Genomic DNA, 22,114 nt, shown 5'->3' on the forward strand with positions numbered 1-22,114 from the left:
ATTTTAACTTTAAGATATTAAAAAGTTATATAAAATAATTATTATAATTTAATTTTTATTTAAATTATAATAAAAAATACATATAATTATATATTTTATTATATAATTATATGTATTTTGGTCAAATAAATATTAAAGTGTTTTTTCTTTTGCTTTAGTTTTGATAAATTATTGACAAAACAGAGAGGGATTTAAGTGATTTTAATTAATAAGTTTCATTAACTATGCATACAAATTCATTATAGATCATAAATTAATATTTACTTTATTTCTACAATATAGTGATATCAATCTATTCTTGTTTATTATAAAACAATCGGGTAATAAATATAAATAAAATTAATATATTTTTGTAAATATGTATACAAAAGTGTATAATGAAATTAAATCAAGTTAGAGTATTTAGAAATTTCACTTATTAATAAGGAGGTTTTTTTATGTACTATACTAATAGTAATTATGAAGCCTTTGCACGTCCAAAAAAACCTGAAAATGTTGAAAAAAAATCAGCATATTTAATTGGATCAGGTTTAGCTTCACTAGCAGCAGCATGCTTTTTAATTCGTGACGGTAAAATGAAAGGTAAAAACATCCATATTTTAGAAGAATTAGACATCTCAGGGGGAAGTTTAGATGGTATTAATATGGAGCATCATGGCTTTGTCGTACGTGGTGGTAGAGAAATGGAAAATCATTTTGAATGTTTATGGGATTTATTTAGAAGTATTCCATCATTAGAACAACCTGATGCATCCGTGTTAGATGAATTTTATTGGTTGAATAAGGAAGATCCTAACTATTCTAAATGCAGAGCCATTTATAGTGGTGGTAAACGCATTGATACTGATGGCAATTTTACATTGTCTAAAAAAGCTATTAAAGAAATTTTAAGTTTATGTATGAAAAAAGAAGAAGATTTAGAAGATGTTAAAATTTCTGAAGTTTTCACTGAAGATTTTTTAAATTCTAATTTTTGGTTATATTGGAAAACAATGTTTGCTTTCGAACCTTGGCATTCAGCAATGGAAATGCGTCGATATCTTATGCGTTTTGTTCATCATATTGGTGGTTTGGCAGATTTTAGTGCTTTAAAATTCACTAAATATAACCAATATGAGTCTTTAGTATTGCCAATGGTAGAATATCTTAAGTCACATGGCGTGCATTTTGAATATGGTATTCAAGTTGACAATATATTGGTCGATTCAACATCATCTAAGAAAATTGCACGAGAAATTCTTGTAAACAAAAATGGTAAAACAGAATCTATACCTTTAACATTAGATGATCTTGTTTTTGTAACGAACGGCAGTATTACAGAAAGTTCAACTTATGGGGATAATGACCATCCTGCTCCACCAACGAAAGCATTGGGAGGTAGTTGGACATTATGGAAAAATTTAGCTAATCAAAGTCCAGAATTTGGAAGACCTGAAAAATTCTGTGATCATATTCCAGATAAAAGTTGGCTCGTATCTGCAACAACAACAACAAATAATAAAAAAGTAATTTCTTATATTGAAAAATTAAGTAAACGTGATGTTTTATCTGGACGCACCGTTACTGGGGGTATTATAACGGTAGTAGATTCAAGTTGGCAACTTAGTTTTACAGTCAATCGTCAACAACAATTTAAGGAGCAACCTAAAGATCAGGTAAGTGTATGGATATATGCATTATACTCTAATGTTAAAGGAGATTTCATTAAAAAACCAATCACTGAGTGTACAGGTAGTGAAATCTGTCAAGAGTGGTTATATCATATGGGAGTGCCACAAGATGAGTTAGTTGAATTAGCACAAACAGAATGCAATACGATCCCTGTTTATATGCCTTATGTGACAGCGTACTTTATGCCGAGAGCATACAAAGATCGTCCATTGGTCGTTCCTAATGGTTCTAAAAACTTAGCCTTTATAGGTAACTTTGCTGAAACAGAACGTGATACAGTATTCACAACTGAATACTCTGTGCGTACAGCTATGGAAGCTGTATATCAATTATTAGAAATAGATAGGGGCGTACCTGAAGTGTATGCTTCTGAATTTGATGCACGTGTACTTATGGATGCTTATTATCAATTAAATGATCGTAAATCATTACCTGAATTAGTTAATAATAACTTTCTTAAACGTTCAGTTTTAAAAAATGCGATGAAAAAAATACAAGGCACTTTCATTGAAGAATTATTACGCAAACATAAGTTGTTATAAAAATTACATGGTGAGTCTCAAAAAAACAAAAAACATTGTATAAAAACAACAAATATTATAGAGTTATAAACATATCTTTATATATTTAATTGTTTTGACACGCTGACGTTGAAATCACAATCCACTAACTCTTGAGTTCTAACGTTATCTAGTACACCAATCTAGATAACGTTTTTTATTATAAAAAATATATTTTATTATATGCGACCATGATGAACAACAAAATTAAAGGAAAATTATTTTTATTAGGTTTATAGTAGTAATAACTTTAAGAAAAAGATAAATTAAGTTAGTGTGATAATTTAATCAATTGATAAACATTATAAGAGAGGGTCATTGAATTTATGAATAATATTACTATTATAGGAGCTTCACAAAATAATTTAAAAAATATAGATATAACTATACCTAAACATTTGATTACAGTATTCACAGGACGTTCTGGTTCAGGTAAGTCATCGCTGGTATTCAGAACAATAGCTGCTGAATCAGAACAACTTTTAAATGAAAGTTATTCTAGCTATATTCAATTTCATTTAAATCAACAACCGAAACCAAAGGTAAAAGAAATTAAAAACCTTCCTGTAGCAATGACGATTAGTCAAAAAAGATTTAATGGTAATTCTCGCTCTACTGTAGGTACAGTGTCGGATATCTATGCCTCTGTTAGATTGTTGTGGTCGAGGGTAGGTGAACCTTTTGTCGGTTATTCAGATGCCTTTTCATTTAACACTCCCAATGGTATGTGTGAAACATGTGAAGGATTAGGTTACATTGAAGACATTAATTTAAATGAACTCTTAGATTGGGACAAATCTTTAAATGAAGGTGCTATTAATTTTCCTTCTTTCGGACCTGATAAAGAAAGAGGTAAAGCTTATCGTGATAGTGGTTTATTTGATAATGATAAAAAATTAAAAGCATATACAAAAGAAGAATTAGATTTGTTTTTATATCAGGAGCCAATAAAATTAAAAAACCCGCCCGAAGAATGGCGAAAATCAGCAAAGTATGTGGGACTTATACCTAGGTTTAGAAGGATATTCTTAGGGGATAAAGAATTTAACAAAAAACGTTACGCTAAGCATCTTAAAAACGTTGTAGAAAATAAAATTTGTCCAACTTGTAATGGTCAACGTTTAAATTCGAAAATTTTGAGCTGTAAAATTCAAGGGAAAAACATTTCAGATTTTACACAAATGACTGTAAAAGAAAATTTGGTATTTCTTGATAAATTGAACGATTCAACAGCCCAATTTATTATTGAACCACTTCGAAAGCAATTAGAAGCACTTGATTATATAGGATTAAGCTATTTAACGCTTAATCGTGTAACCACTTCTTTATCAGGTGGAGAAGCACAACGTCTTAAATTAATACGACATTTGAACAGTTCACTATCTGATTTGGTTTATATCATTGATGAACCAAGTGTTGGTTTACACCCAGAGGATATTGCAAAAATAAATGAAATTTTGAAATCTTTAAAAGATAAAGGTAATACAGTATTAATTGTAGAACACGATCCTGATGTAATTAAAGAAGCAGATTATATTATTGATATGGGGCCAAGTTCAGGAACGCAAGGTGGAGAGATAACGTTTGAGGGAACATACAAACAATTATTGTCTTCAGATACATCTACTGGGGAAGCACTACGTATCAAACATCACTTAAAAAATGAGACACGTGAATCAAAGCATTTTTATCATCTTGGACCAGTGACTCAAAACAATTTGAATAATGTGACAGTTGATATACCCAAGCATGTTTTGACAGTATTAACTGGAGTAGCAGGTTCTGGGAAAAGTACTCTTGTTAAGGCAGGTTTTGCAAAGAACGATAATGCAGTATTTATGGATCAAAAAGCGATACAAGGCTCCAATCGGTCTAATTTATTAACTTATTTAGGTGTTTTTGATAGAGTCAGAAATTTTTTCAGCAAAGAAACTGGATTAAATAAATCCATGTTTAGTTATAATTCGAAAGGGGCTTGTCCTAATTGTGGTGGTAAAGGTTATATTGAAACAGAACTTGCATTTATGGGTGAGTTTTCACAAACATGTGAAGTGTGTCACGGTAAACGTTATAAGCCAGAAGTATTGAATGCGACTATAAATGGCTATTCTATTGCTGATTTCCTTGAATTGACTGTTGATGAAGGTATAAGATTTTTTGATAAAGAGAATGAAATTCAGTCTAAGTTACAAGCTATAAGTAAAACAGGATTAAATTATGTAACACTTGGACAACCTCTATCTACCTTATCAGGCGGTGAAATTCAACGCGTTAAATTAGGTCAATATTTAAATGAAGATGTTACAGATAGTATTTTTATATTTGATGAACCTACGACAGGTTTACATGAAGCTGATATTCCTATATTGATAAATTGTTTTAATAATCTTATTGAACAAAATAATACTGTTATTTTAATTGAACATAACTTATCAATAATGTGTGAAGCTGATTGGATTATAGATGTAGGACCAGGTCCCGGTTTAGATGGGGGAAAAGTACAATTTAGTGGATTACCTGTAAACTTTGTTAAAGAAAATAAAACATTAACATCTAAGCATTTGAAACTTTATACAGAAAATAATTAAATTTGTTTCATATAACTTTAAATAGAGTTAGAAATTTTATAACTTAATTTAGTGGTTTGAAAAATTAACACATAAAATTAATAAAAGAGCCTATGGTTAAAATGATGTGCATAGGCTCTTTTGTATATTTATTATTGTGGTTTTAAAATGACTTTAATATTATTATCTTTTTTCTGATCGAAAATATCATACGCTTGTTTTGCATCTTCTAAAGGCATTGTATGCGTTATAATTTCTGTTGGATCAAAAACTTCGTTTTTAATCATTTCATATAATTTTGGCATTTGATGAATAACTGGCGCTTGACCACTTTTCACTTGAACATTTCTATTAAAAATTAAATCTATTGGATAATTATCTGCTGGTGTCCCATAAATACCAGTTAATTGAATGGTACCAAATTTTCTTACTGATTCAGCTGCTGTGATAATTGGACTAATATTACCTCGTTGAGCTGAATTTGAACTTAATTCTAAATCATCTTGAGCTACTTGTCCATCCATTCCTACACAATCTATAACAACATCTGCTCCGCCACGTGTCGTTTCATGAAGTAGTTTTCCAATATTATCTTCTTTAGAAAAATTATACACTTCAGCACTGTTATATTTTCTTGCATGGTTTAATCTATGTTCTACATTGTCAATGGCAATAACTCGTTCGGCACCTTTTAACTTAGCAAATTTTTGTGCCATTAAACCGATTGGACCACAACCGAGAACAATAACAGTATCTCCAGATTTTACGCCTGCATGTTCAACACTCCAATAAGCTGTTGGGACAACATCAGATAAAAACAATACTTGTTCGTCTTTCAAATCACTATCCGGAACTTTGAATGAAGAGAAGTCAGCAAAGGGTACTCTTAAATATTCAGCTTGACCACCCCAGTGATTTCCGTGCATAGCACTACCAAAACCGAAAAGACCCCCGTTATCCATTTTCCAGCTTGCTGGTGATGGATTAGAATTATCACATTGAGACTCCATTTCATTATTACAATAGAAACAATCGCCACAACCTATGTTAAAAGGTATAACAACTCTATCTCCCTTTTTCAAAGTTTTGACGTCTTTCCCTACTTCTTCTACAATTCCCATTGGTTCATGTCCAATAACAAAACCTGGATCCATAAATAGATCGCCTTGATGATAGAGATGTAAATCAGAACCACATATACCTGAAGCTGTTATTTTAATAATTGCATCTGTTGATTCTTCTATTATTGGATCATTTACTTCACGAACTTCCATATTTTTATGGCCTTGATACGTCACTGCTTTCATTTAAATCACACTCCTAATTATACTATACCTTTTTTAATTTTATTTACAAACTTTTTCTATTTTACTCAAAAGTATTTTTAATTTGGAGTGTCATATAAATGCTATATTTAATTGACACTTTGAGTTTCTTTCACTTTCATTAACAATCATTTTTTCAAAACAATTCCTTATCTTGTTTAATTCTATAAACAGTCTGCCTTGTGATATTCACTTCTTTCGCAATCCTACTAATTGCCTGGCCTTCTTCTAACATTTCTACAACTCTATGATAAATAACACGTTTCTGAGGGTCTTTAGCATTCGCTGAATAAAGTAACGGACGCCCTTTATATACACCTTTTTCTTTCGCAACTTTAATACCTTGTGCTTGTCTACGTTTACTTTCATTTCGTTCTTGTTCTGAAACCATTGCTAATATTTGAATGATTAGATCTTTCATAAATTTATCTAATAATGGATTACCAATGACTTCATTCATCATAGGTAAACTAGTAATCGTCAATTGAACTTCTTTATCCTTTAAATAATTAACTGTGTTAATCACTTCATCATAATTACGACCTAAGCGATCAATCGATTCTACTACAAATCTATCGCCCATTCTCACAAAGTTAAGTGCTTCTTGAAATACGGGTCTATTTTCTACTGACTTTCCTGATTGTTTCTCTGTAAATATTTTCTCTACGCCAAATGTTTTCAAATTATCTAGCTGTCTCTCTAAATTCTGATCTACCGAAGATACTCTTGCATAACCTACAATCATTTATATTCACTCCACAATTAATATACACCCTAATCATACGTTCAAGTTACTATAAATTCAATAACTTATTTTGTATGATTAGGGTGTACCTCTATTAGACATTTACGTCGATTCTTTTGTCATGATATAATTTTTTGTAAGAGTTAAAAAAATATATAAGATAGAAAGAGGAAATACTATGCAATCATTTGCTAAAATAACTGCACAAGGTACATATGTCCCTGAAAAAGTTATGGATAATAATGACTTTGAAAAAATCGTAGAGACCTCTGATGAATGGATCCAACAAAGAACAGGTATTATTGAGCGAAGAATAGCTGATGAAAATGAATATACTAGTGATTTAAGTTATAAAGCTGTATTAGATTTACAAGAAAAGTATCAAGTCGACTTAACCGATGTAGATATGATTATTAATGCGACGTTAACTCCTGATTATAAAACACCTAGTGTAGCTTCATATGTCCAAGCTCAGCTTGGGTTAAAAAATGCTGGGGCTATTGATATTAATGCTGCTTGCGCCGGATTTACATATGGACTTAATTTAGCTAATGGATTGATTACATCAGGACAAAACAAAAAAATTTTAGTCATTGGTTCAGAAACATTGTCTAAAATTACAGATTATAATGATCGAAGTACGTGTATTTTGTTTGGAGACGGTGCCGGTGCATTTCTTGTAGAATATGATAAAGAAGAAATGAGTTTTATTGCAAGTAATGCCGGATCAGATGGCTTGAAAGGTCATAACTTATATTGCACAGAATTGTCTGAAGAAATGTTTTCAGATGATTTAGAAAATCATGGTTATATCGTTCAAAATGGACGGGGCGTTTATAAATGGGCAGTCGGTAACGTTCCAAATATAATCCATGAAGTTCTAAATCAATCAAATTACAGTATTGAAGATTTGAATTGGTTTGTACCGCATAGTGCGAATGCTCGAATGATTGAATCGATTTGTGAAAAAGCAAACATTGAAACAGATAAAGCATTAAAGAGTCTTAAATACTATGGTAATACTTCATCAGCAACCATACCTTTATCAATCGACCTAGCTATAAAAGAAGGTAAAATAAAAAAAGATGACTTAATCCTATTAGTTGGATTTGGTGGGGGCTTGGCATATGCATCTACACTTATTAGATGGGCTATATAATTTTATGAGTTCTCAATTATGCATCTTTTTGCATTCCTCTACTAACCAGTGTTATAATTTATATAACGAAAATAAGTATTCACTTATACACCAATCCCCCCACTATTGCGAGTAGTGAGGGGATTGGTGTTGGTGTGGCTTTATGTCACCTATTAATTATTTGTTGCGTTTATTAAGCCAATGAGTAAAAAACGCAATGGCACAGCCACTGATGACTGGCGCTATGATGTGAACGAAAATAAGCATCACTTTATACACCTCCTCTCTGCGTCTAAATTGACGCCTGAGAGATAGGCGACCTTTATATTATATCATCTGTAATGGGGAGTTACAGATAACTTCCGATAAAGTTATTTTATGTTATATCTTTGCTTATTTTTATAGTATCAAGACAAGAAGAAACTCGTTTCACTCGTTTCAAAAACCCTTCTGATTTTTAGAGAAAAACTCTCTTATTTCATCGTCTTTAATAAAATAATATGAAATCTTTCCATCTTTATAAAAATCAAGCACCTCATTTTTATATAAAAGTCTTAAATGATGTGAAGTTGAAGCAATACTCATTTTCAATATCAAAGAAATATCACAAACACACAACTCATCTTCTTTAATCAAAGATAATATGATTTTCAATTTTTTCTCATCACAAATTTTTTCTAAAATGTTAAGTAATTTCTTAGATTTATCATCTTCTAAAAAACTTAAAGCATTGTTAACTTTATCCTCATGTACACAGATCACATCACAAGCATTTTCATAACTCATATGAAATCACACCCTAAATTAAAATATAAATCCTAAAATTGTTTGAATAGTGTCATTTTCTATAATGATAAATAAACCTAAAGCTATATAAATAACAGCCATAATCCAACGACCAAATTTCTCAACAATTTCTCCAACTCCTGGAATATTAGCTAATTTTTGTGCAGTAAATACCAAGAAGAAAATTAAAATTAAAAAGACAAACAAAGTAATTAATAAATCAGTAATACTTAATGTCACAAAATAGGGAACAAATAATCCGATATTATCAGCACCACAACTTGCTATCGTAACAATTGCAACCGTACCAACTAATTTAGACAATCCTTTTTCATTCAGTTCTTTTTTAGCTCTCTCTTCTCCTTCACTATCACCATAAATAGCCACTTTAATTCCTAAATAAATCGGTATTAACCCTAACAATCCTAATATCCATTTTTCAGGAACATAATTTAAGACAAAGGCAAAGAATAAACTTACGACAATCAATGCCACAGATCCTATATATTGACCAATATAAATATCTCGATATTCTTTCCTAGTCTTTGCTCTAGCAAAGAACATTAATAAAATCACTAATAAGTCTAATGCTGTCACAATATAAAGAATAGCAGCAATTACAATAGTCTGAATCATAATTACACCTCATTCAAAAATATTCTTGAATGTATTATAGCTTATTTTTTTAAATAATCATAGTTGCTTTATTCCAATTGCTTTTTGGTTGGAACCTACAGGGCTTTATGTGTTGTTGAGTTGGTACTTTCTTGGGATTAATCCCAAGAAAGTACCAACCAACTCGCTAACCTAGTTAGCTAACACATTGCCCATCTCAACCAAAAATTTTCTCGGCATAAATGCGTGTTCTAAATTTTAATAAAAAAATAAAAAAGCCTAAATACTCTCTCGATTTGTGAGAAAGTATTTAGGCTTTTTGAATTAATAAATTTCTTACTTCTTATGTTTATTTAACAATTAGTACTGGGACAGAACTTCTTTTAGCAATCTTATGTGTAACATCTCCTAAAACATGTTTAATATTCAAATCGACTCTATGATTACTCATAATTACTAAATCAAATTCACCATTATTTATATCTCCAGAAGTAATTTTTTCTAAGATTGTATCTTTAATATGCCCAAAATCTACATCTATTTTATATTGAATATCTCTTTTTTCTAATTCACGTAAAAATGGAGTAAGTTTTTTTTCTTTTTCTCTAATAATATCTTTTTTATGCTTATTATAATATTTGACATTAATTGCAAGATCATTTTCTGTTACAACGTGATAAATTACAACAACTGAATCTTCATCGGTGGTTTTTTCTAAATAGTCAGGGATAGCACTAAAATCATTTTCGAAATCATAGGGTAATAATATATTTTTGAACATCTACACCAGCCTCCTATTACTTATTATTTAGATGTCTATTACTTATATATACCCTGAATATATATGCTTATTCTGGTTCTGTTGCAAAGTAAAAAATATAGCTAACCACTAATTTATCATGTCAGTGTTCGCTTAACTTGCTAGCATGATGCTAATTTCGTGGCATGGCGAAAATCCATAAATCTGAAGAGGCCTGCGGTTCTTTTTATATAGAGCGTAAATACATTCAATACCTTTTAAAGTATTCTTTGCTGTATTGATACTTTGATACCTTTTCTTTCTTACTTTAATATGACGGTGATTTTGCTCAATGAGGTTATTCAGATATTTCGATGTACAATGACAGTCAGGTTTAAGTTTAAAAGCTTTAATTACTTTAGCCATTGCTACCTTCGTTGAAGGTGCCTGATCTGTAATTACCTTTTGAGGTTTACCAAATTGTTTAATGAGACGTTTGATAAATGCATATGCTGAATGATTATCTCGTTGCTTACGCAACCAAATATCTAATGTATGTCCCTCTGCATCAGGTGTTTTCTTCTTATTAGACGGTAAGTCAGTGAGCAAAAAAATTATTGAATCATTACGGTGAACCAAAGTATACATCTACATCAGCCTGAGCCAAAGAATATATGTATAAAATAGAAAATGATGACTTTTAAAATATAAAGTTGTAGTAGATACATTGTAAAAATAAACTTAAATTGCTCAAATACTTTTCAATAATATCAAGATATATATTAAATCGAAAGTGATTATATAGTACCAAAGCAAATATGGTACTAATTCCAGATTATACAGGAAAAGATAAAGAATTTTTTATACTAGTGACATCATTAAAGCAAGTAAGATTATTCCTTTTTTAGTCAAATTCTTGTGGTTTGATAAATTTATTGATTAATTATTATAAATAAAGATTGAAAAGCTTTAAGAAGGGTAAGATTTTAAACTAAGAGACTTGGAGCTCTTGTCAATTAAGATAATGAGCAAGTGAGCTCGTTAAGTTAAAGATGAGCTGAGGTAAAGTTTACCTGCTCATCTTTTTCTATTTGGAGGCTAAATATATGAAAAAAATATTATTAACAGGCGCTTCGGGATATATCGGTAGTCACTTAATGAATAAATTAAAAGATAACTATGAAATTATAGCTATTTCTAGAAATATAGAAAATAAATCAAATGAACAAAATGTTACTTGGAAGGCAGCTGACTTGTTTGATTTAAATGAAATCACTGAGGTAATGGAGGATATTGATATCGCTATATATCTTGTCCATTCTATGATGCCTTCAGCTAAGTTGACGCAGGCGAGCTTTGAAGATATGGATGCATTATTAGCTGATAATTTTGCTAAAGCCGCAAGTTATAACAAAGTTCAGCATATTGTATTTATGAGTGGTTTGATACCTAATACAAATGAATTATCACCACATTTAAGAAGCCGTTTAGAATGCGAACAGATTTTAGGATCATATGGTGTACCAGTAAGTACTTTAAGAGCTGGTTTGATTATAGGCTCTAAAGGAAGTTCTTACCCTATATTAAAAAAATTAGTAGAAAGATTACCTGGCCTGTTACTACCAAAATGGGCTTATAATACAACATTGCCAGTTGCAATAGACGACGTGATTGACGGTTTATATAAAATTGTAGAGCGTAATCCAAATGAGAACGAATCGATAGATATTGGTGGACCTAGTCATATGACTTATAAAGATCTATTCAAGCAAACTGCAGAGGTACTAGATAAACGATTACCTACGATAGATTTGCCTATTATTCCCATTTGGCTAAGTAAATATTGGGTGAAACTTATTTCAGGTGTTCCAAAAGAAATGGTCTATCCGTTAATGGATAGCTTAATTCATGATATGATTAGAAATGATGAAAATATTGTGAAAGACATTTCTATAGGCAAGATTGATTATAAGGAAAGTGTGCGTAATGCCTTGGAAGAAGAAACTAAGACACAAAAGAAAGGGAAGTCATCACGTAAGGGCGATATTAAAGATGTTAGAGCAATATCAAGGGTAGTCTTACCTAAAGATGTAAATATGATTCAATTGGCAGAATCATATGCAAATTTTTTAAATAGAATTACATTAAATGTCGTTAATAGTGATTTTAACGAAGATAACTTTACGATTAGTGTGCCGTGTTTAAATAAGGACTTACTATTATTAAGTAAAGATTTTAAAGCTTCTAATAATGAGAGAATTTTATATCGAATTGTTGGTGGAGATTTCGCTTTAGATTCAGATGGTGGTAATGCGAGATTAGAGTTTAGAAGATTATCTAATAGTGACGCATGTATCATAGCGTTACAAGAATATGAACCGACGTTACCTTGGTGGGTATATAAGTATACCCAAGCAAAAGTTCATAAAAGTGTAATGAATCTTTTTAAATTCAAGATTAATAGCCAAAAAACTAATAAAGGAGAATACTTTAATATGAAGAAGTTTATTTTGCCAATTGTTATTACAGGTGCAATTGTTTTGAAAGTATATGGATTGAAAAAGTATTTAGCTAGAAAAAATAACATGTCTAATGCCGAATTGTAACGGCTAAAATAAAGGCTAGTTACTTTTACAAAAAAGAGGGGATCTACTATGAAAGCAAAAGAGATAATTAAAACAATTATAAAAGTTATAACACCTATTACAGGCGGTAAATTTATAGGGAAATTTGCAGTGAAAAACGCGAGAAAAGATTATAAAAATAATGTTAAACCACCTTTTTCACCACCCGGCTATGTCTTTCCAATTGTATGGCCAATACTTTATACAACGATGGGCGTAGCTTATGCATTAGTGACTAATAAATCTACTAGTAACGATTTGAAAGGTGCTTATTACACGCAATTAAGCCTGAATTATCTATGGTCGATATTATACTTCAAATATAAATTACGCTTTAGTGCGTTGATAGAGAGTGTTGTATTATTGGGCGCAGTAGTTACAACAACTGTAAAATTTTTCAATGTAAAAAAAGTTGCTGGCATTTTACTAGTTCCATATATGCTTTGGAGCACTTTTGCTACTTATTTAACAGCTGGTAATTGGTATTTAAATAAAGATAACCCAAGCTATAAAGCGAAATCTGAGCATTAAATTGATGAAAAAGATTATATATATTGCGCTATATTGGTTTATAGTTCAAATGATTATTGCTCAACTTGGTACTCGTATTAGTTATAAGTTCTTAGAAAAAGATAATAAGTATTTTCGAAGTTGGAATATTGAACAAGAGGGTCAATTATGGCAACAATTAGTTAAAGTGCAATATTGGAAAGATCATTTGCCAGACGGTCAAAATCTTAACCCTAATATCAGTAGTAAAGCGACTTTCGATCTATCTAAAAATATGAATGATATACAGCGATTTATATTAGAAACTAGACGTGCAGAGGTGGTTCATCTGCTATCCATATTTCCTGTTATTGCGTTTTTTAAAGCGTCAAAAAGTGTTAAAATAATTAATTTTATATATGTCATTATAGCTAATGTGCCTTGTATGATTGTTCAGCGCTATAATCGCCCTAAGTTAATACGTATGTATAATAAATTACAAAAAAGAAAAGGTGATTAAATGGGAAATAAGAAAGTGGTTGTCATAGGAGGTGGCTTGGGAGGGATTGCTAGCGCAATTTGTATGGCTCAAGCAGGCTATCAAGTGGATTTATATGAACAAAATAAGCATATCGGTGGAAAGGTAAATAGGTTAGACATAGATGACTATGGATTTGATCTCGGTCCATCAATTTTAACCATGCCTAAAGTATTTCAACGCTTATTTCAACGATGTGATGAAAGGCTAGAAGATTATGTTAGCATTCGTAAGTTAAGTTTACAGATTAGAAACGTTTATCCAGATGGCCAAATTTTAGATTTATATGAATCCATGGAAGATATGTTAACAAATAATGAATCGTTAACAAATAAAGATATAGAGCAACTTTCTTCGTTTTTTAGTTACGCACAAAAGATACATCAAGTTGCTGAAAAAAGCTACTTTGATAAGGGATTAGATACGATGTTTGCAATTATTTGTTATCATGGTCCATTTTCAGCTTTAAAGCAATTCGATTATTTTCATACAATGCAACAAGCCATTAATAAAAGGGTAGATAACCCATATTTAAGAGAAATGCTAGGTTATTTCATAAAATATGTCGGCTCCTCATCTTATGATGCTCCGGCTGTATTGAGTTTATTACCTCAAATGCAACATGAGGAAGGTTTGTGGTACGTAGATGGTGGCATTCATAAGTTAGCGGAAGCGATGGAACAATTAGCGAGAAAATTAGGTGTGGGCATACATTTTAACACCCCTGTAAAACGTATCAATTATAATAGTCAAAATAAGGTGACAGGGATAACAATAAAAAGTAATAAGGAAATATATGCAGATTACATTATATCTAATATGGAAGTAATCCCTGTTTATAAGTATTTATTGAATTTTGATGCAAACCAAATAAACAAATTGGAACGTAAATTTGAGCCAGCTAGTTCAGGTTATGTCATGCATCTTGGTGTGGACAAAAGTTATCCAGAGCTTCAACATCATAACTTTTTCTTTTCAAGTAATTCTAAAGTTAATTATGATCAAGTTTTTCACCAGTATGTTTTGCCTGAAGATCCGACTATTTATGTAGTGAATACAAATAAAACAGATAAGACACAGGCGCCAGAGGGACACGAGAATATAAAAATATTGCCACACATACCGTACATTCAGAGTAAGTCATTTAGTGAAGCAGAATATCTGCAATTCCAAGAACGTATATTGGATAAATTAGAGTCCATGGGCTTGAAAGATTTGAGAAAGCACATTGTATATGAAGACGTATGGACACCACATGATATAGAAAATACATACAATTCTAATAAAGGAGCTATATATGGCGTAGTATCCAATAAGAAGAAAAATAAAGGTTTTAAATTTCCTAAAAAAAGTCAGTACTTCAAAAATTTGTACTTTGTAGGTGGTTCTGTAAATCCTGGCGCTGGTATGCCTATGGTTACTTTGAGTGGTATGCAAGTAGCAGAAGCTATTATTAATGGAGAAAGTAGTTGAGGCTGAATGATACTTTATATAATAGCAATAGTATTGACGATACTATCACTAATAAGTGGAATGTGTATGTATGCGCGTCGAGCGATTATAAATAACTCCGGAAAAGGAAGAGGTCAGACAACCGTCAGTGTTATTGTACCTGCTAGAAATGAAGCGGAGAACTTACCTAAATTACTTAACAGTATAAGTAAAAAGCAAGAAATAGAAGTAATTGTTATGGATGATGGTTCAACTGATGAGACACAAGTTGTCGCTAGATATTATGGTGCGAGCGTATATACTGTTGAAAATGATACTACATGGCAAGGTAAGTCACATGCTTGTTGGCAAGGTAGCAAATATGCAACGCATGATTTATTAATGTTTGTTGATGCTGATGTTCAGTTTGCTTGTGATGATAGTATTCAAAATATAGCCAATCAATATGATTTACAAGGTGGTAAAGGTTTGTTGTCAATACAACCTTATCACAAGATAAAAAAGCTATATGAAAATATATCGGCGATTTTTAATTTAATGACAATCGTAGGTATGAATCAATTTTCGATCACGAAATCAGCAAATAATGAGCAAGGCGCGTTTGGACCAGTCCTTGTGACAAATAAGCAAGATTATAAATTGACACAAGGACATTTGAAAGCTAAAAATCAAATCATTGAAGGCTTCGCAATAAGTAAAGCATATAATCAACAAGGTTTGCCAGTTAGTTTGCATGAAGGCCAAGGTGTAGTGAATTTTAGAATGTATGCTCAAGGATATAAAGCGCTATTAGAGGGTTGGAGTAAACACTTTGCACTTGGCTCTCAAGTAACTAAAAAGTCTACGCTTACGTTTGTATTTTTATGGCTATTTGGTTCACTTACAACAATTTTAGCGATAATTTTTTCAATTAATTTAGGCTCGTTATATATATTATTAGCTATTACTCTATATTTTATATATGCGATACAATTTCATATATTTATCCGAAGAACAGGAAATTTTAATATCGTTGCGAGTTTATGTCATCCACTGCTCTTCATATGCTTTGTCGTGATATTTTTTAAATCATGGTTAGATATCAATGTATTCAAACGTATATATTGGAAAGGCCGTAGAATAGATTTATAGGTTAGTTTTTTATACAAATGTCAAGAAGTTCTAGGCTTACTGAGGAGGCCAATAAATGAATCAATTAGAGAGAGATTATAACCATTGTCACAATATAATGAAAGAACATTCAAAAACGTTCTCATATGCCTTTGATTTTTTGGATTTAAAAAGGAAAAAAGCAATTTGGGCTATTTATGCAGTTTGCAGAATTATAGATGACAGTATTGATAAATACAAAGACCTTGAGCAATTAAACGGCATAGCTAGAGATTTAGATGTGATTTATAGCGATTGTGATTATATTCAAGCGTATCAAAGTGATGCAGCTATTATGAATGCTTTAAGTAACATTGAATACATATTCAATACCTAAAAAACCTTTTGAATCTTTAATTCAATATGTGAAGGAAGATTTAGTTTTAAAAGAAATGAAAACTGATTCAGATTTATATGAGTATTGCTATGGTGTGGCAGGTACTGTCGGTGAATTGTTAATTCCTATATTAACTTCATCAAATGAAAATAATTTCGAGCAAGCTGAAGAAGCTGCGATTGCTTTAGGCAAGGCAATGCAAATAACTAATATTTTAAGAGATGTCGGCTAAGATTTTCAAAATGGAAGAATTTATCTAAGTGTAGAAAAATTAGCTCAATACCGAGTTAATCTACATTCTATATATTATGAAGGAGTTACGCCAAATTATATAGAACTGTGGGTAAGTTACGCTACAGAGGCAGTTAGGTTATATGATATTGCATTAAACGGTATTAATTATTTTGAAGAAGAGGTACGTTACATTATCGAATTAGCTGCGATAGCTTATCATGAAATACTTGTGGAAGTAAGGAAGGCAAACTATACGTTGCATAAGAAAGTATATGTAAGCAAATTGAAAAAAATGAAAATTTATCGTGAACTTAGTGCGAAATATAATAGGAGTGAAACATTATGAAGATTGCAGTTATAGGCGGCGGTGTTTCAGGTTTAGCTGCAGCTTCAAGATTAGCAGCAAACGGTCACCAAGTAGATTTATATGAAAAGAACCAACAAATAGGTGGCAGGATGAATCAGATCAAGCAAGATGGATTTACATTTGATATGGGACCAACCATCGTAATGATGCCTGAGATTTATCGAGACGTTTTTAATTACGCTCAAAAAAATATGAATGATTACTTGGAAATTAAACAATTATCATATATATATGATGTTTATTTTAGTGAAACAGATCAAATTCGCGTTCCTACAGATCTTGCTCAATTAAGAGATATGCTTGAAAGTATTGAATCTAACTCTACACATGGTTTTATGTCCTTTTTAACAGATATATACGAAAGATACGAAATAGCACGAAAATATTTTCTAGAACGTACGTTTAGGAAACCTACAGATTTTTATAATCCTTTTACTATATATCAAGGTATGAAACTCAAAACATTTGATAAAGCAGATAATTTAATTGAAAAATATGTTGATAATGAAAAAATCCAAAAGATTTTAGCGTTTCAAACATTATATATAGGTATCGACCCTAAACGAAGCCCGTCATTGTATTCAATTATACCCATGATAGAGTTAATGTTTGGTGTTCACTTTATAAAAGGTGGTATGTATAGCTTTGTCAGAGCACTTCAAACGCTAAATGAAGAATTAGATACTCAAATTTATACCAACGCAAACGTTGAAGAAATTATCATTGATGGTAGGTATAAGTGTGCGGAGGGACTAAAAGTAAACGGACATATAGAAAAGTATGACAAAATAATTTGTACTGCTGATTTCCCATATGCTACTTCATCTTTAATTAAAAATGAACATCATCCTAAGAAGTATACGACACAGAAAATTGATAATATGGACTATTCTTGCTCAGCCTTTTTAATGTACATAGGGGTTGATAAAGATTTATCTGAAGATATCTTGTTACATAATGTTATATTTTCAAAGGATTTTGATAATAATATCAATGAAATATTTTCTGGCGAAATATCCCAAGATCCATCAATATATGTATACGCTCCTAGTGTGGAAGATCAGTCGTTAGCGCCAGAAGGTCAAACAGGTATTTATGTGCTGATGCCCGTTTCAGAATTGAAAACAGGTGATACGGATTGGTCTGATGAGTCAACAATCACACAAGTGAAAGATATTATTTACAATAAGCTTTCTACGATTAAAGCGTTAGAAGATTTGAAAAAGCAAGTTGTGACAGAAATTATTTATACACCTAAGGATTTTGAAGGAGATTATAATGCTAAATTTGGAGCAGCCTTTGGTTTAATGCCTACTTTAGCGCAAAGTAACTATTACAGACCGCCTAATGTGAGCAGAGATTACAAAAATTTGTATTTTGCTGGAGCTAGTGTTCATCCAGGGGCAGGAGTGCCAATTGTACTGACGAGTGCTAAAATTACAGTTGATGCTATGTTAGAAGATATTAATAATGGTATATAAAAAGCGGGGGTGGGACAGAAATCAAATTTTCTAATATAGATTTCGTAGTCCCACTCCGGCAAGGGTGACTAGAATTGAAAAAAGCTTGATATAATCGCATTTTCAATTCAGTCACCTACTGCCAAATTGAAAACGAGCCTGAGACATCTATTTATGTCCCAGGCTCGCCTTTTTAACTAATCGAACGTAATGGTTTGTGGTGTGTCTAATTTTTTATCGTTCATAATTTTTATGGATTTTGGTATTACTTTAATTACACACAAGTTTGGATCATCCTTAGAGTCAAAAAAGGACTTATCTTGTTTGTTCCAAATCCAATCAATAGTCTCTTGATCTTTCAGTATTTCAACATTAGCATCAATTTCTAGAAAACTACGATTATTCGTTTCATCGTAACCTATAAGTACATGAGCTTTGGGATTATCTTTCAATTCATCAATTTTTTTAGACTCAATGCTTGTCTTAGTATAAAGTGTGTGTCCATCATTATAAAATATCATGTATCTACTATTAGGTGTATTGTTATGTGCAGTAGATAGAACACCTATTTTTGATGTATTTAATATATTTTCAATTTCATTTTGTAATTGTTCGTTATTCATAATTTAATCACCTCTGATAATAATATACACTGAAGTTGCCTATAATATGTAAGGTATTAAAATTTATTTTATTTTTAAGTGAATTATACAAAAGTTAAAACGGGTATATGATTGAAAACACAATCTTAAGTTAAAGGACAATGATAAAGTGAATTTGTATGAAAAAAGCTGGGAAGCAATAAAATCCATTTAGGAGTCATACTTAACAGAGTTTTTAGAACGAAAGATAATCCACTTTTTCAATATATAGTGAAGCATCAAAATGAGATAAATAAATTGTATTTTATTAGAGGTCGCCAAATGATTCAACTCGGTACTTGAGTACCGAGTTGAATCATTGTCTTGGGCGACCTGCATTGTACTCTGTCAATTGATTTTGAATGTATTGTTCTACAACATCTTTAGACATATTACCAAGTGTCGACATGAAAAAACTGGGTGACCATAAATGCCCATTCCATAGTTGTTTTTTCGTCTCGGGAAATAGTTGAAACCATTCTCTCGCAGAACGTCCTTTGAGCGTCTTAACAATAGAACTTGGGGCATGTTTGGGATTGAAACTTAGTAACATGTGAATATGGTCTGACATCACTTCGATTTCTTGAATAGTGATATCGTAACGATGAGATATATTTTCAAGTATACGTTTCATCTCATTACGCTTTAAATCTGTATCAAAAATTGAAGCACGATACTTAGTCACCCATACAAGATGAAAATTAAAATCATACACATTCGTTCTTGTTTTAACAATCATATGAAACCTCCTATAAACCTTAATTATAGCATTTAATATTGGTTTAAACAAAGTCATATGTGTTATCATATAAGTGTAAAAGGAGGTGACACATATGTATAAAGGAATCGAATGTAAACTATATCCAAATCAAAAACAAGCTGAACTGATACAAATGACTTTTGGTCATACACGATTCATTTGGAATCAAATGTTAGGTATGTTAAAAGAACGATATCAAAATAACGCTAACCTTAAAATGTTATCTTATTCAAAACTATCTTCATTAATCCCTCAGTTAAAACGGGAATATCCTTGGTTAAAAGATGTAGACAGTGTCGCGATTCAATGTTCTGTTAAAACATTATCTGATACATTTGACCGTTTCTTTAAAGGAGGTTGTCGCTATCCTAAATTTAAATCAAGAAAACAAACGGTACAGTCTTATTTAAGTACAATAAGAGGGGAGAATATACGTTTTAATGGCAATCAACGTTATGTTAAACTTCCTAAATTAGGTTGGGTTAAGTGTAGAATGAGTGTACCTCATATTGAAAATGAACGTATCAAATCAGTTACTATTAAACAAAAACCAAGTGGTAAGTATATGATGTCTGTTTTAGTTACAAGTGAAAATCAAACTTTACCTAAAACACATCAAACTGTAGGTATAGATTTAGGCGTTTCTGATTTTGCGATTACATCTGACGGTCATAAATATCGTTCTCAAAGGTTGCATTTAAAATACCAAAAACAGTTACATGTTTGGGAAAAAAGAATGGCAAGGCGTCGATTACGTGCCAAAGCTGAAGATAAGTCATTGTCAGAATCAAAAAATTATCAGAAAGCACGTCAACAAGTCGCTCGTATTCATGAAAAAATAGCTCATACGCGTAAAGACTATATTCATAAAATCACGACAGATTTAGTCAAAAACTATGATGTGATTGTCATTGAAGATTTGAAAACATCTAATCTGTTAAAAAATCATCACTTAGCACGTATTATTGCCTCACAATCATGGCATCAATTTAAAATAATATTAAAATATAAATGTGAACGATACGGCAAACAGTTACATTGTGTCAATCCATATAAAACCTCACAATTCTGTTCTAATTGTGGTCATGATAGTGGCAAAAAAACATTAAATATACGCCATTGGCGTTGCTCATCATGTCATACTTTACATGATAGAGATATTAACGCAGCGAAAAATATAAGAAATGTAGGCTTGGGACAAGCCTTAGTCAAATAGCTTAGACCACTGATTTACTTTGAAATAAGTAAATCAAGTCATGAGTGTTCCTAGAAACTCGTTACTTTAGTAACGATGTAGTTCATCATATTGAAATTGGAAAAGATTATCCACAGACTATCGTGAATCATAAAAATAGTAGAGATTATGTTATGGATAAATTTAAGCAATTTTGACATGTCATCCAATAAAAAGGAGTGATTCATTTGTTAAAAAATGAAATACATCGTATTTATTTAGACAAAAATAATAATGAGGTAACTATTAATAGATTTAATGTGACATACCACTATACTATATTAGAACAAATTAATGATTTGCCACAATATGGTTATGCAGTTTTAAACCATTTATATGCTAATCCTGGTTTAGAGGCAGACTTCGAGCGTGTGTTCTTAAATAGAGATAAACATCTAGAGAATACTGAAGGGTTTGAAAATCTATTATTTCTAAAGCCACATAGTACACATGAACATCATGTTATCATTACGTTTTGGCAAGACGAAGCAGCTTACAAACATTGGCAAGAGTCTCAGGAATATAAAACATCCCATAAAAATAGAGGAACCAAACAAGGCGCTGATAAATCTATTGTAAACAGAAACCTATCATTTAATATTAGTTTAGAATTTAAATAACATAATTTTTGAATTAAATGATATTTCTGAAAACATATAGGCGAGTTATTTAAATACTAACTT

19 protein-coding genes and 3 pseudogenes are annotated in these 22,114 nt (G+C 31.2%); 13 read left to right on the forward strand and 9 right to left on the reverse strand.

The window, feature by feature from the left end:
* Positions 1–437 precede the first annotated feature (437 nt).
* Positions 438–2,213, forward strand: coding sequence for an oleate hydratase (locus tag GVY01_RS10305; RefSeq protein WP_017636331.1), 1,776 nt, complete (start codon positions 438–440; stop codon positions 2,211–2,213).
* Positions 2,214–2,557: 344 nt separating this feature from the next.
* Positions 2,558–4,819: an ATP-binding cassette domain-containing protein gene (locus GVY01_RS10310; RefSeq protein WP_017636330.1), complete on the forward strand. Its 2,262-nt coding sequence runs from the start codon at positions 2,558–2,560 to the stop codon at positions 4,817–4,819.
* Between the two features lie 131 nt (positions 4,820–4,950).
* Here GVY01_RS10310 and GVY01_RS10315 read toward each other — a convergent pair whose 3' ends face one another.
* Positions 4,951–6,105, reverse strand: coding sequence for a zinc-dependent alcohol dehydrogenase (locus tag GVY01_RS10315; RefSeq protein ID WP_017636329.1), 1,155 nt, complete (start codon positions 6,103–6,105; stop codon positions 4,951–4,953).
* A 154-nt stretch (positions 6,106–6,259) separates the two neighbouring features.
* Positions 6,260–6,868 carry a recombinase family protein gene (locus tag GVY01_RS10320; protein WP_029056321.1) on the reverse strand — a complete coding sequence of 203 codons (609 nt, stop codon included), beginning with the start codon at positions 6,866–6,868 and terminating at the stop codon, positions 6,260–6,262.
* A gap of 178 nt (positions 6,869–7,046) precedes the next feature.
* Between GVY01_RS10320 and GVY01_RS10325 the strand changes: the two genes are divergently transcribed.
* Positions 7,047–8,027, forward strand: coding sequence for a ketoacyl-ACP synthase III (locus GVY01_RS10325; RefSeq protein ID WP_159333750.1), 981 nt, complete (start codon positions 7,047–7,049; stop codon positions 8,025–8,027).
* 156 nt (positions 8,028–8,183) lie between these two features.
* Here GVY01_RS10325 and GVY01_RS10330 read toward each other — a convergent pair whose 3' ends face one another.
* The 5 genes and pseudogenes from GVY01_RS10330 to GVY01_RS10350 form a co-directional block, all read right to left on the reverse strand.
* Positions 8,184–8,276, reverse strand: a complete 93-nt coding sequence (locus GVY01_RS10330; RefSeq protein ID WP_107362593.1) for a type I toxin-antitoxin system Fst family toxin — start codon at positions 8,274–8,276, stop codon at positions 8,184–8,186.
* Between the two features lie 168 nt (positions 8,277–8,444).
* Positions 8,445–8,792: an ArsR/SmtB family transcription factor gene (locus GVY01_RS10335; RefSeq protein WP_017636323.1), complete on the reverse strand. Its 348-nt coding sequence runs from the start codon at positions 8,790–8,792 to the stop codon at positions 8,445–8,447.
* An 18-nt stretch (positions 8,793–8,810) separates the two neighbouring features.
* Positions 8,811–9,428 (reverse strand): CadD family cadmium resistance transporter, encoded by a 618-nt coding sequence (locus GVY01_RS10340; protein ID WP_017636322.1) that lies wholly within the window; start codon positions 9,426–9,428, stop codon positions 8,811–8,813.
* A gap of 328 nt (positions 9,429–9,756) precedes the next feature.
* Positions 9,757–10,188, reverse strand: a complete 432-nt coding sequence (locus tag GVY01_RS10345) for a universal stress protein (RefSeq protein ID WP_002486800.1) — start codon at positions 10,186–10,188, stop codon at positions 9,757–9,759.
* A gap of 132 nt (positions 10,189–10,320) precedes the next feature.
* Positions 10,321–10,716: pseudogene (locus GVY01_RS10350) on the reverse strand (DDE-type integrase/transposase/recombinase); the annotation flags it as partial.
* On the opposite strand from GVY01_RS10350, the pseudogene GVY01_RS12810 reads away from it, so the two are divergent.
* The 8 genes and pseudogenes from GVY01_RS12810 to GVY01_RS10385 all read left to right on the forward strand — a co-directional run.
* Positions 10,712–10,805 (forward strand): annotated as a pseudogene (locus tag GVY01_RS12810) (immunodominant staphylococcal antigen IsaB family protein); the annotation flags it as partial. The pseudogenes GVY01_RS10350 and GVY01_RS12810 sit on opposite strands and share 5 nt — an antisense overlap.
* 447 nt (positions 10,806–11,252) lie before the next feature.
* Positions 11,253–12,752: an NAD-dependent epimerase/dehydratase family protein gene (locus tag GVY01_RS10355; protein ID WP_159333751.1), complete on the forward strand. Its 1,500-nt coding sequence runs from the start codon at positions 11,253–11,255 to the stop codon at positions 12,750–12,752.
* Between the two features lie 48 nt (positions 12,753–12,800).
* A complete protein-coding gene (locus GVY01_RS10360; protein ID WP_159333752.1) occupies positions 12,801–13,301 on the forward strand; it encodes a TspO/MBR family protein in 501 nt (166 codons plus the stop codon).
* 4 nt (positions 13,302–13,305) lie between these two features.
* Entirely contained in the window at positions 13,306–13,779 is a 474-nt protein-coding gene (locus tag GVY01_RS10365) for a hypothetical protein (RefSeq protein WP_047211167.1), read from the forward strand.
* Positions 13,780–15,270 carry a phytoene desaturase family protein gene (locus GVY01_RS10370; protein WP_159333753.1) on the forward strand — a complete coding sequence of 497 codons (1,491 nt, stop codon included), beginning with the start codon at positions 13,780–13,782 and terminating at the stop codon, positions 15,268–15,270. It begins immediately after the preceding gene.
* Positions 15,271–15,330: 60 nt separating this feature from the next.
* Positions 15,331–16,380, forward strand: coding sequence for a glycosyltransferase (locus tag GVY01_RS10375; protein WP_236549872.1), 1,050 nt, complete (start codon positions 15,331–15,333; stop codon positions 16,378–16,380).
* 55 nt (positions 16,381–16,435) lie between these two features.
* Positions 16,436–17,315: pseudogene (locus GVY01_RS10380) on the forward strand (phytoene/squalene synthase family protein).
* Positions 17,312–18,817: a phytoene desaturase family protein gene (locus tag GVY01_RS10385; RefSeq protein ID WP_159333754.1), complete on the forward strand. Its 1,506-nt coding sequence runs from the start codon at positions 17,312–17,314 to the stop codon at positions 18,815–18,817. Before GVY01_RS10380 ends, GVY01_RS10385 begins: the two are co-directional and overlap by 4 nt.
* A gap of 176 nt (positions 18,818–18,993) precedes the next feature.
* Here GVY01_RS10385 and GVY01_RS10390 read toward each other — a convergent pair whose 3' ends face one another.
* Together GVY01_RS10390 and tnpA are read right to left on the reverse strand one after the other, a co-directional pair.
* Positions 18,994–19,419 carry a pyridoxamine 5'-phosphate oxidase family protein gene (locus GVY01_RS10390; protein ID WP_017636312.1) on the reverse strand — a complete coding sequence of 142 codons (426 nt, stop codon included), beginning with the start codon at positions 19,417–19,419 and terminating at the stop codon, positions 18,994–18,996.
* A 334-nt stretch (positions 19,420–19,753) separates the two neighbouring features.
* Positions 19,754–20,200 carry an IS200/IS605 family transposase gene (gene tnpA / locus GVY01_RS10395; protein WP_372868721.1) on the reverse strand — a complete coding sequence of 149 codons (447 nt, stop codon included), beginning with the start codon at positions 20,198–20,200 and terminating at the stop codon, positions 19,754–19,756.
* Positions 20,201–20,270: 70 nt separating this feature from the next.
* Between tnpA and GVY01_RS10400 the strand changes: the two genes are divergently transcribed.
* Together GVY01_RS10400 and GVY01_RS10405 are read left to right on the forward strand one after the other, a co-directional pair.
* Positions 20,271–21,413, forward strand: a complete 1,143-nt coding sequence (locus tag GVY01_RS10400; protein WP_017636310.1) for an RNA-guided endonuclease TnpB family protein — start codon at positions 20,271–20,273, stop codon at positions 21,411–21,413.
* A gap of 197 nt (positions 21,414–21,610) precedes the next feature.
* Positions 21,611–22,051 (forward strand): antibiotic biosynthesis monooxygenase family protein, encoded by a 441-nt coding sequence (locus GVY01_RS10405; RefSeq protein ID WP_236549873.1) that lies wholly within the window; start codon positions 21,611–21,613, stop codon positions 22,049–22,051.
* Positions 22,052–22,114: the final 63 nt, after the last annotated feature.

This window comes from Staphylococcus sp. 8AQ, assembly GCF_902506595.1.
Taxonomy (GTDB): domain Bacteria; phylum Bacillota; class Bacilli; order Staphylococcales; family Staphylococcaceae; genus Staphylococcus; species Staphylococcus pasteuri.

Coding starts and splice junctions, on each gene's coding strand:
- GVY01_RS10305 (WP_017636331.1), top strand. CDS start 438: ATGTACTATACTAATAGTAATTATGAAGCCTTTGCACGTCCAAAAAAA.
- GVY01_RS10310 (WP_017636330.1), top strand. CDS start 2,558: ATGAATAATATTACTATTATAGGAGCTTCACAAAATAATTTAAAAAAT.
- GVY01_RS10315 (WP_017636329.1), bottom strand. CDS start 6,105: ATGAAAGCAGTGACGTATCAAGGCCATAAAAATATGGAAGTTCGTGAA.
- GVY01_RS10320 (WP_029056321.1), bottom strand. CDS start 6,868: ATGATTGTAGGTTATGCAAGAGTATCTTCGGTAGATCAGAATTTAGAG.
- GVY01_RS10325 (WP_159333750.1), top strand. CDS start 7,047: ATGCAATCATTTGCTAAAATAACTGCACAAGGTACATATGTCCCTGAA.
- GVY01_RS10335 (WP_017636323.1), bottom strand. CDS start 8,792: ATGAGTTATGAAAATGCTTGTGATGTGATCTGTGTACATGAGGATAAA.
- GVY01_RS10340 (WP_017636322.1), bottom strand. CDS start 9,428: ATGATTCAGACTATTGTAATTGCTGCTATTCTTTATATTGTGACAGCA.
- GVY01_RS10345 (WP_002486800.1), bottom strand. CDS start 10,188: ATGTTCAAAAATATATTATTACCCTATGATTTCGAAAATGATTTTAGT.
- GVY01_RS10355 (WP_159333751.1), top strand. CDS start 11,253: ATGAAAAAAATATTATTAACAGGCGCTTCGGGATATATCGGTAGTCAC.
- GVY01_RS10360 (WP_159333752.1), top strand. CDS start 12,801: ATGAAAGCAAAAGAGATAATTAAAACAATTATAAAAGTTATAACACCT.
- GVY01_RS10365 (WP_047211167.1), top strand. CDS start 13,306: ATGAAAAAGATTATATATATTGCGCTATATTGGTTTATAGTTCAAATG.
- GVY01_RS10370 (WP_159333753.1), top strand. CDS start 13,780: ATGGGAAATAAGAAAGTGGTTGTCATAGGAGGTGGCTTGGGAGGGATT.
- GVY01_RS10375 (WP_236549872.1), top strand. CDS start 15,331: ATGTGTATGTATGCGCGTCGAGCGATTATAAATAACTCCGGAAAAGGA.
- GVY01_RS10385 (WP_159333754.1), top strand. CDS start 17,312: ATGAAGATTGCAGTTATAGGCGGCGGTGTTTCAGGTTTAGCTGCAGCT.
- GVY01_RS10390 (WP_017636312.1), bottom strand. CDS start 19,419: ATGAATAACGAACAATTACAAAATGAAATTGAAAATATATTAAATACA.
- GVY01_RS10400 (WP_017636310.1), top strand. CDS start 20,271: ATGTATAAAGGAATCGAATGTAAACTATATCCAAATCAAAAACAAGCT.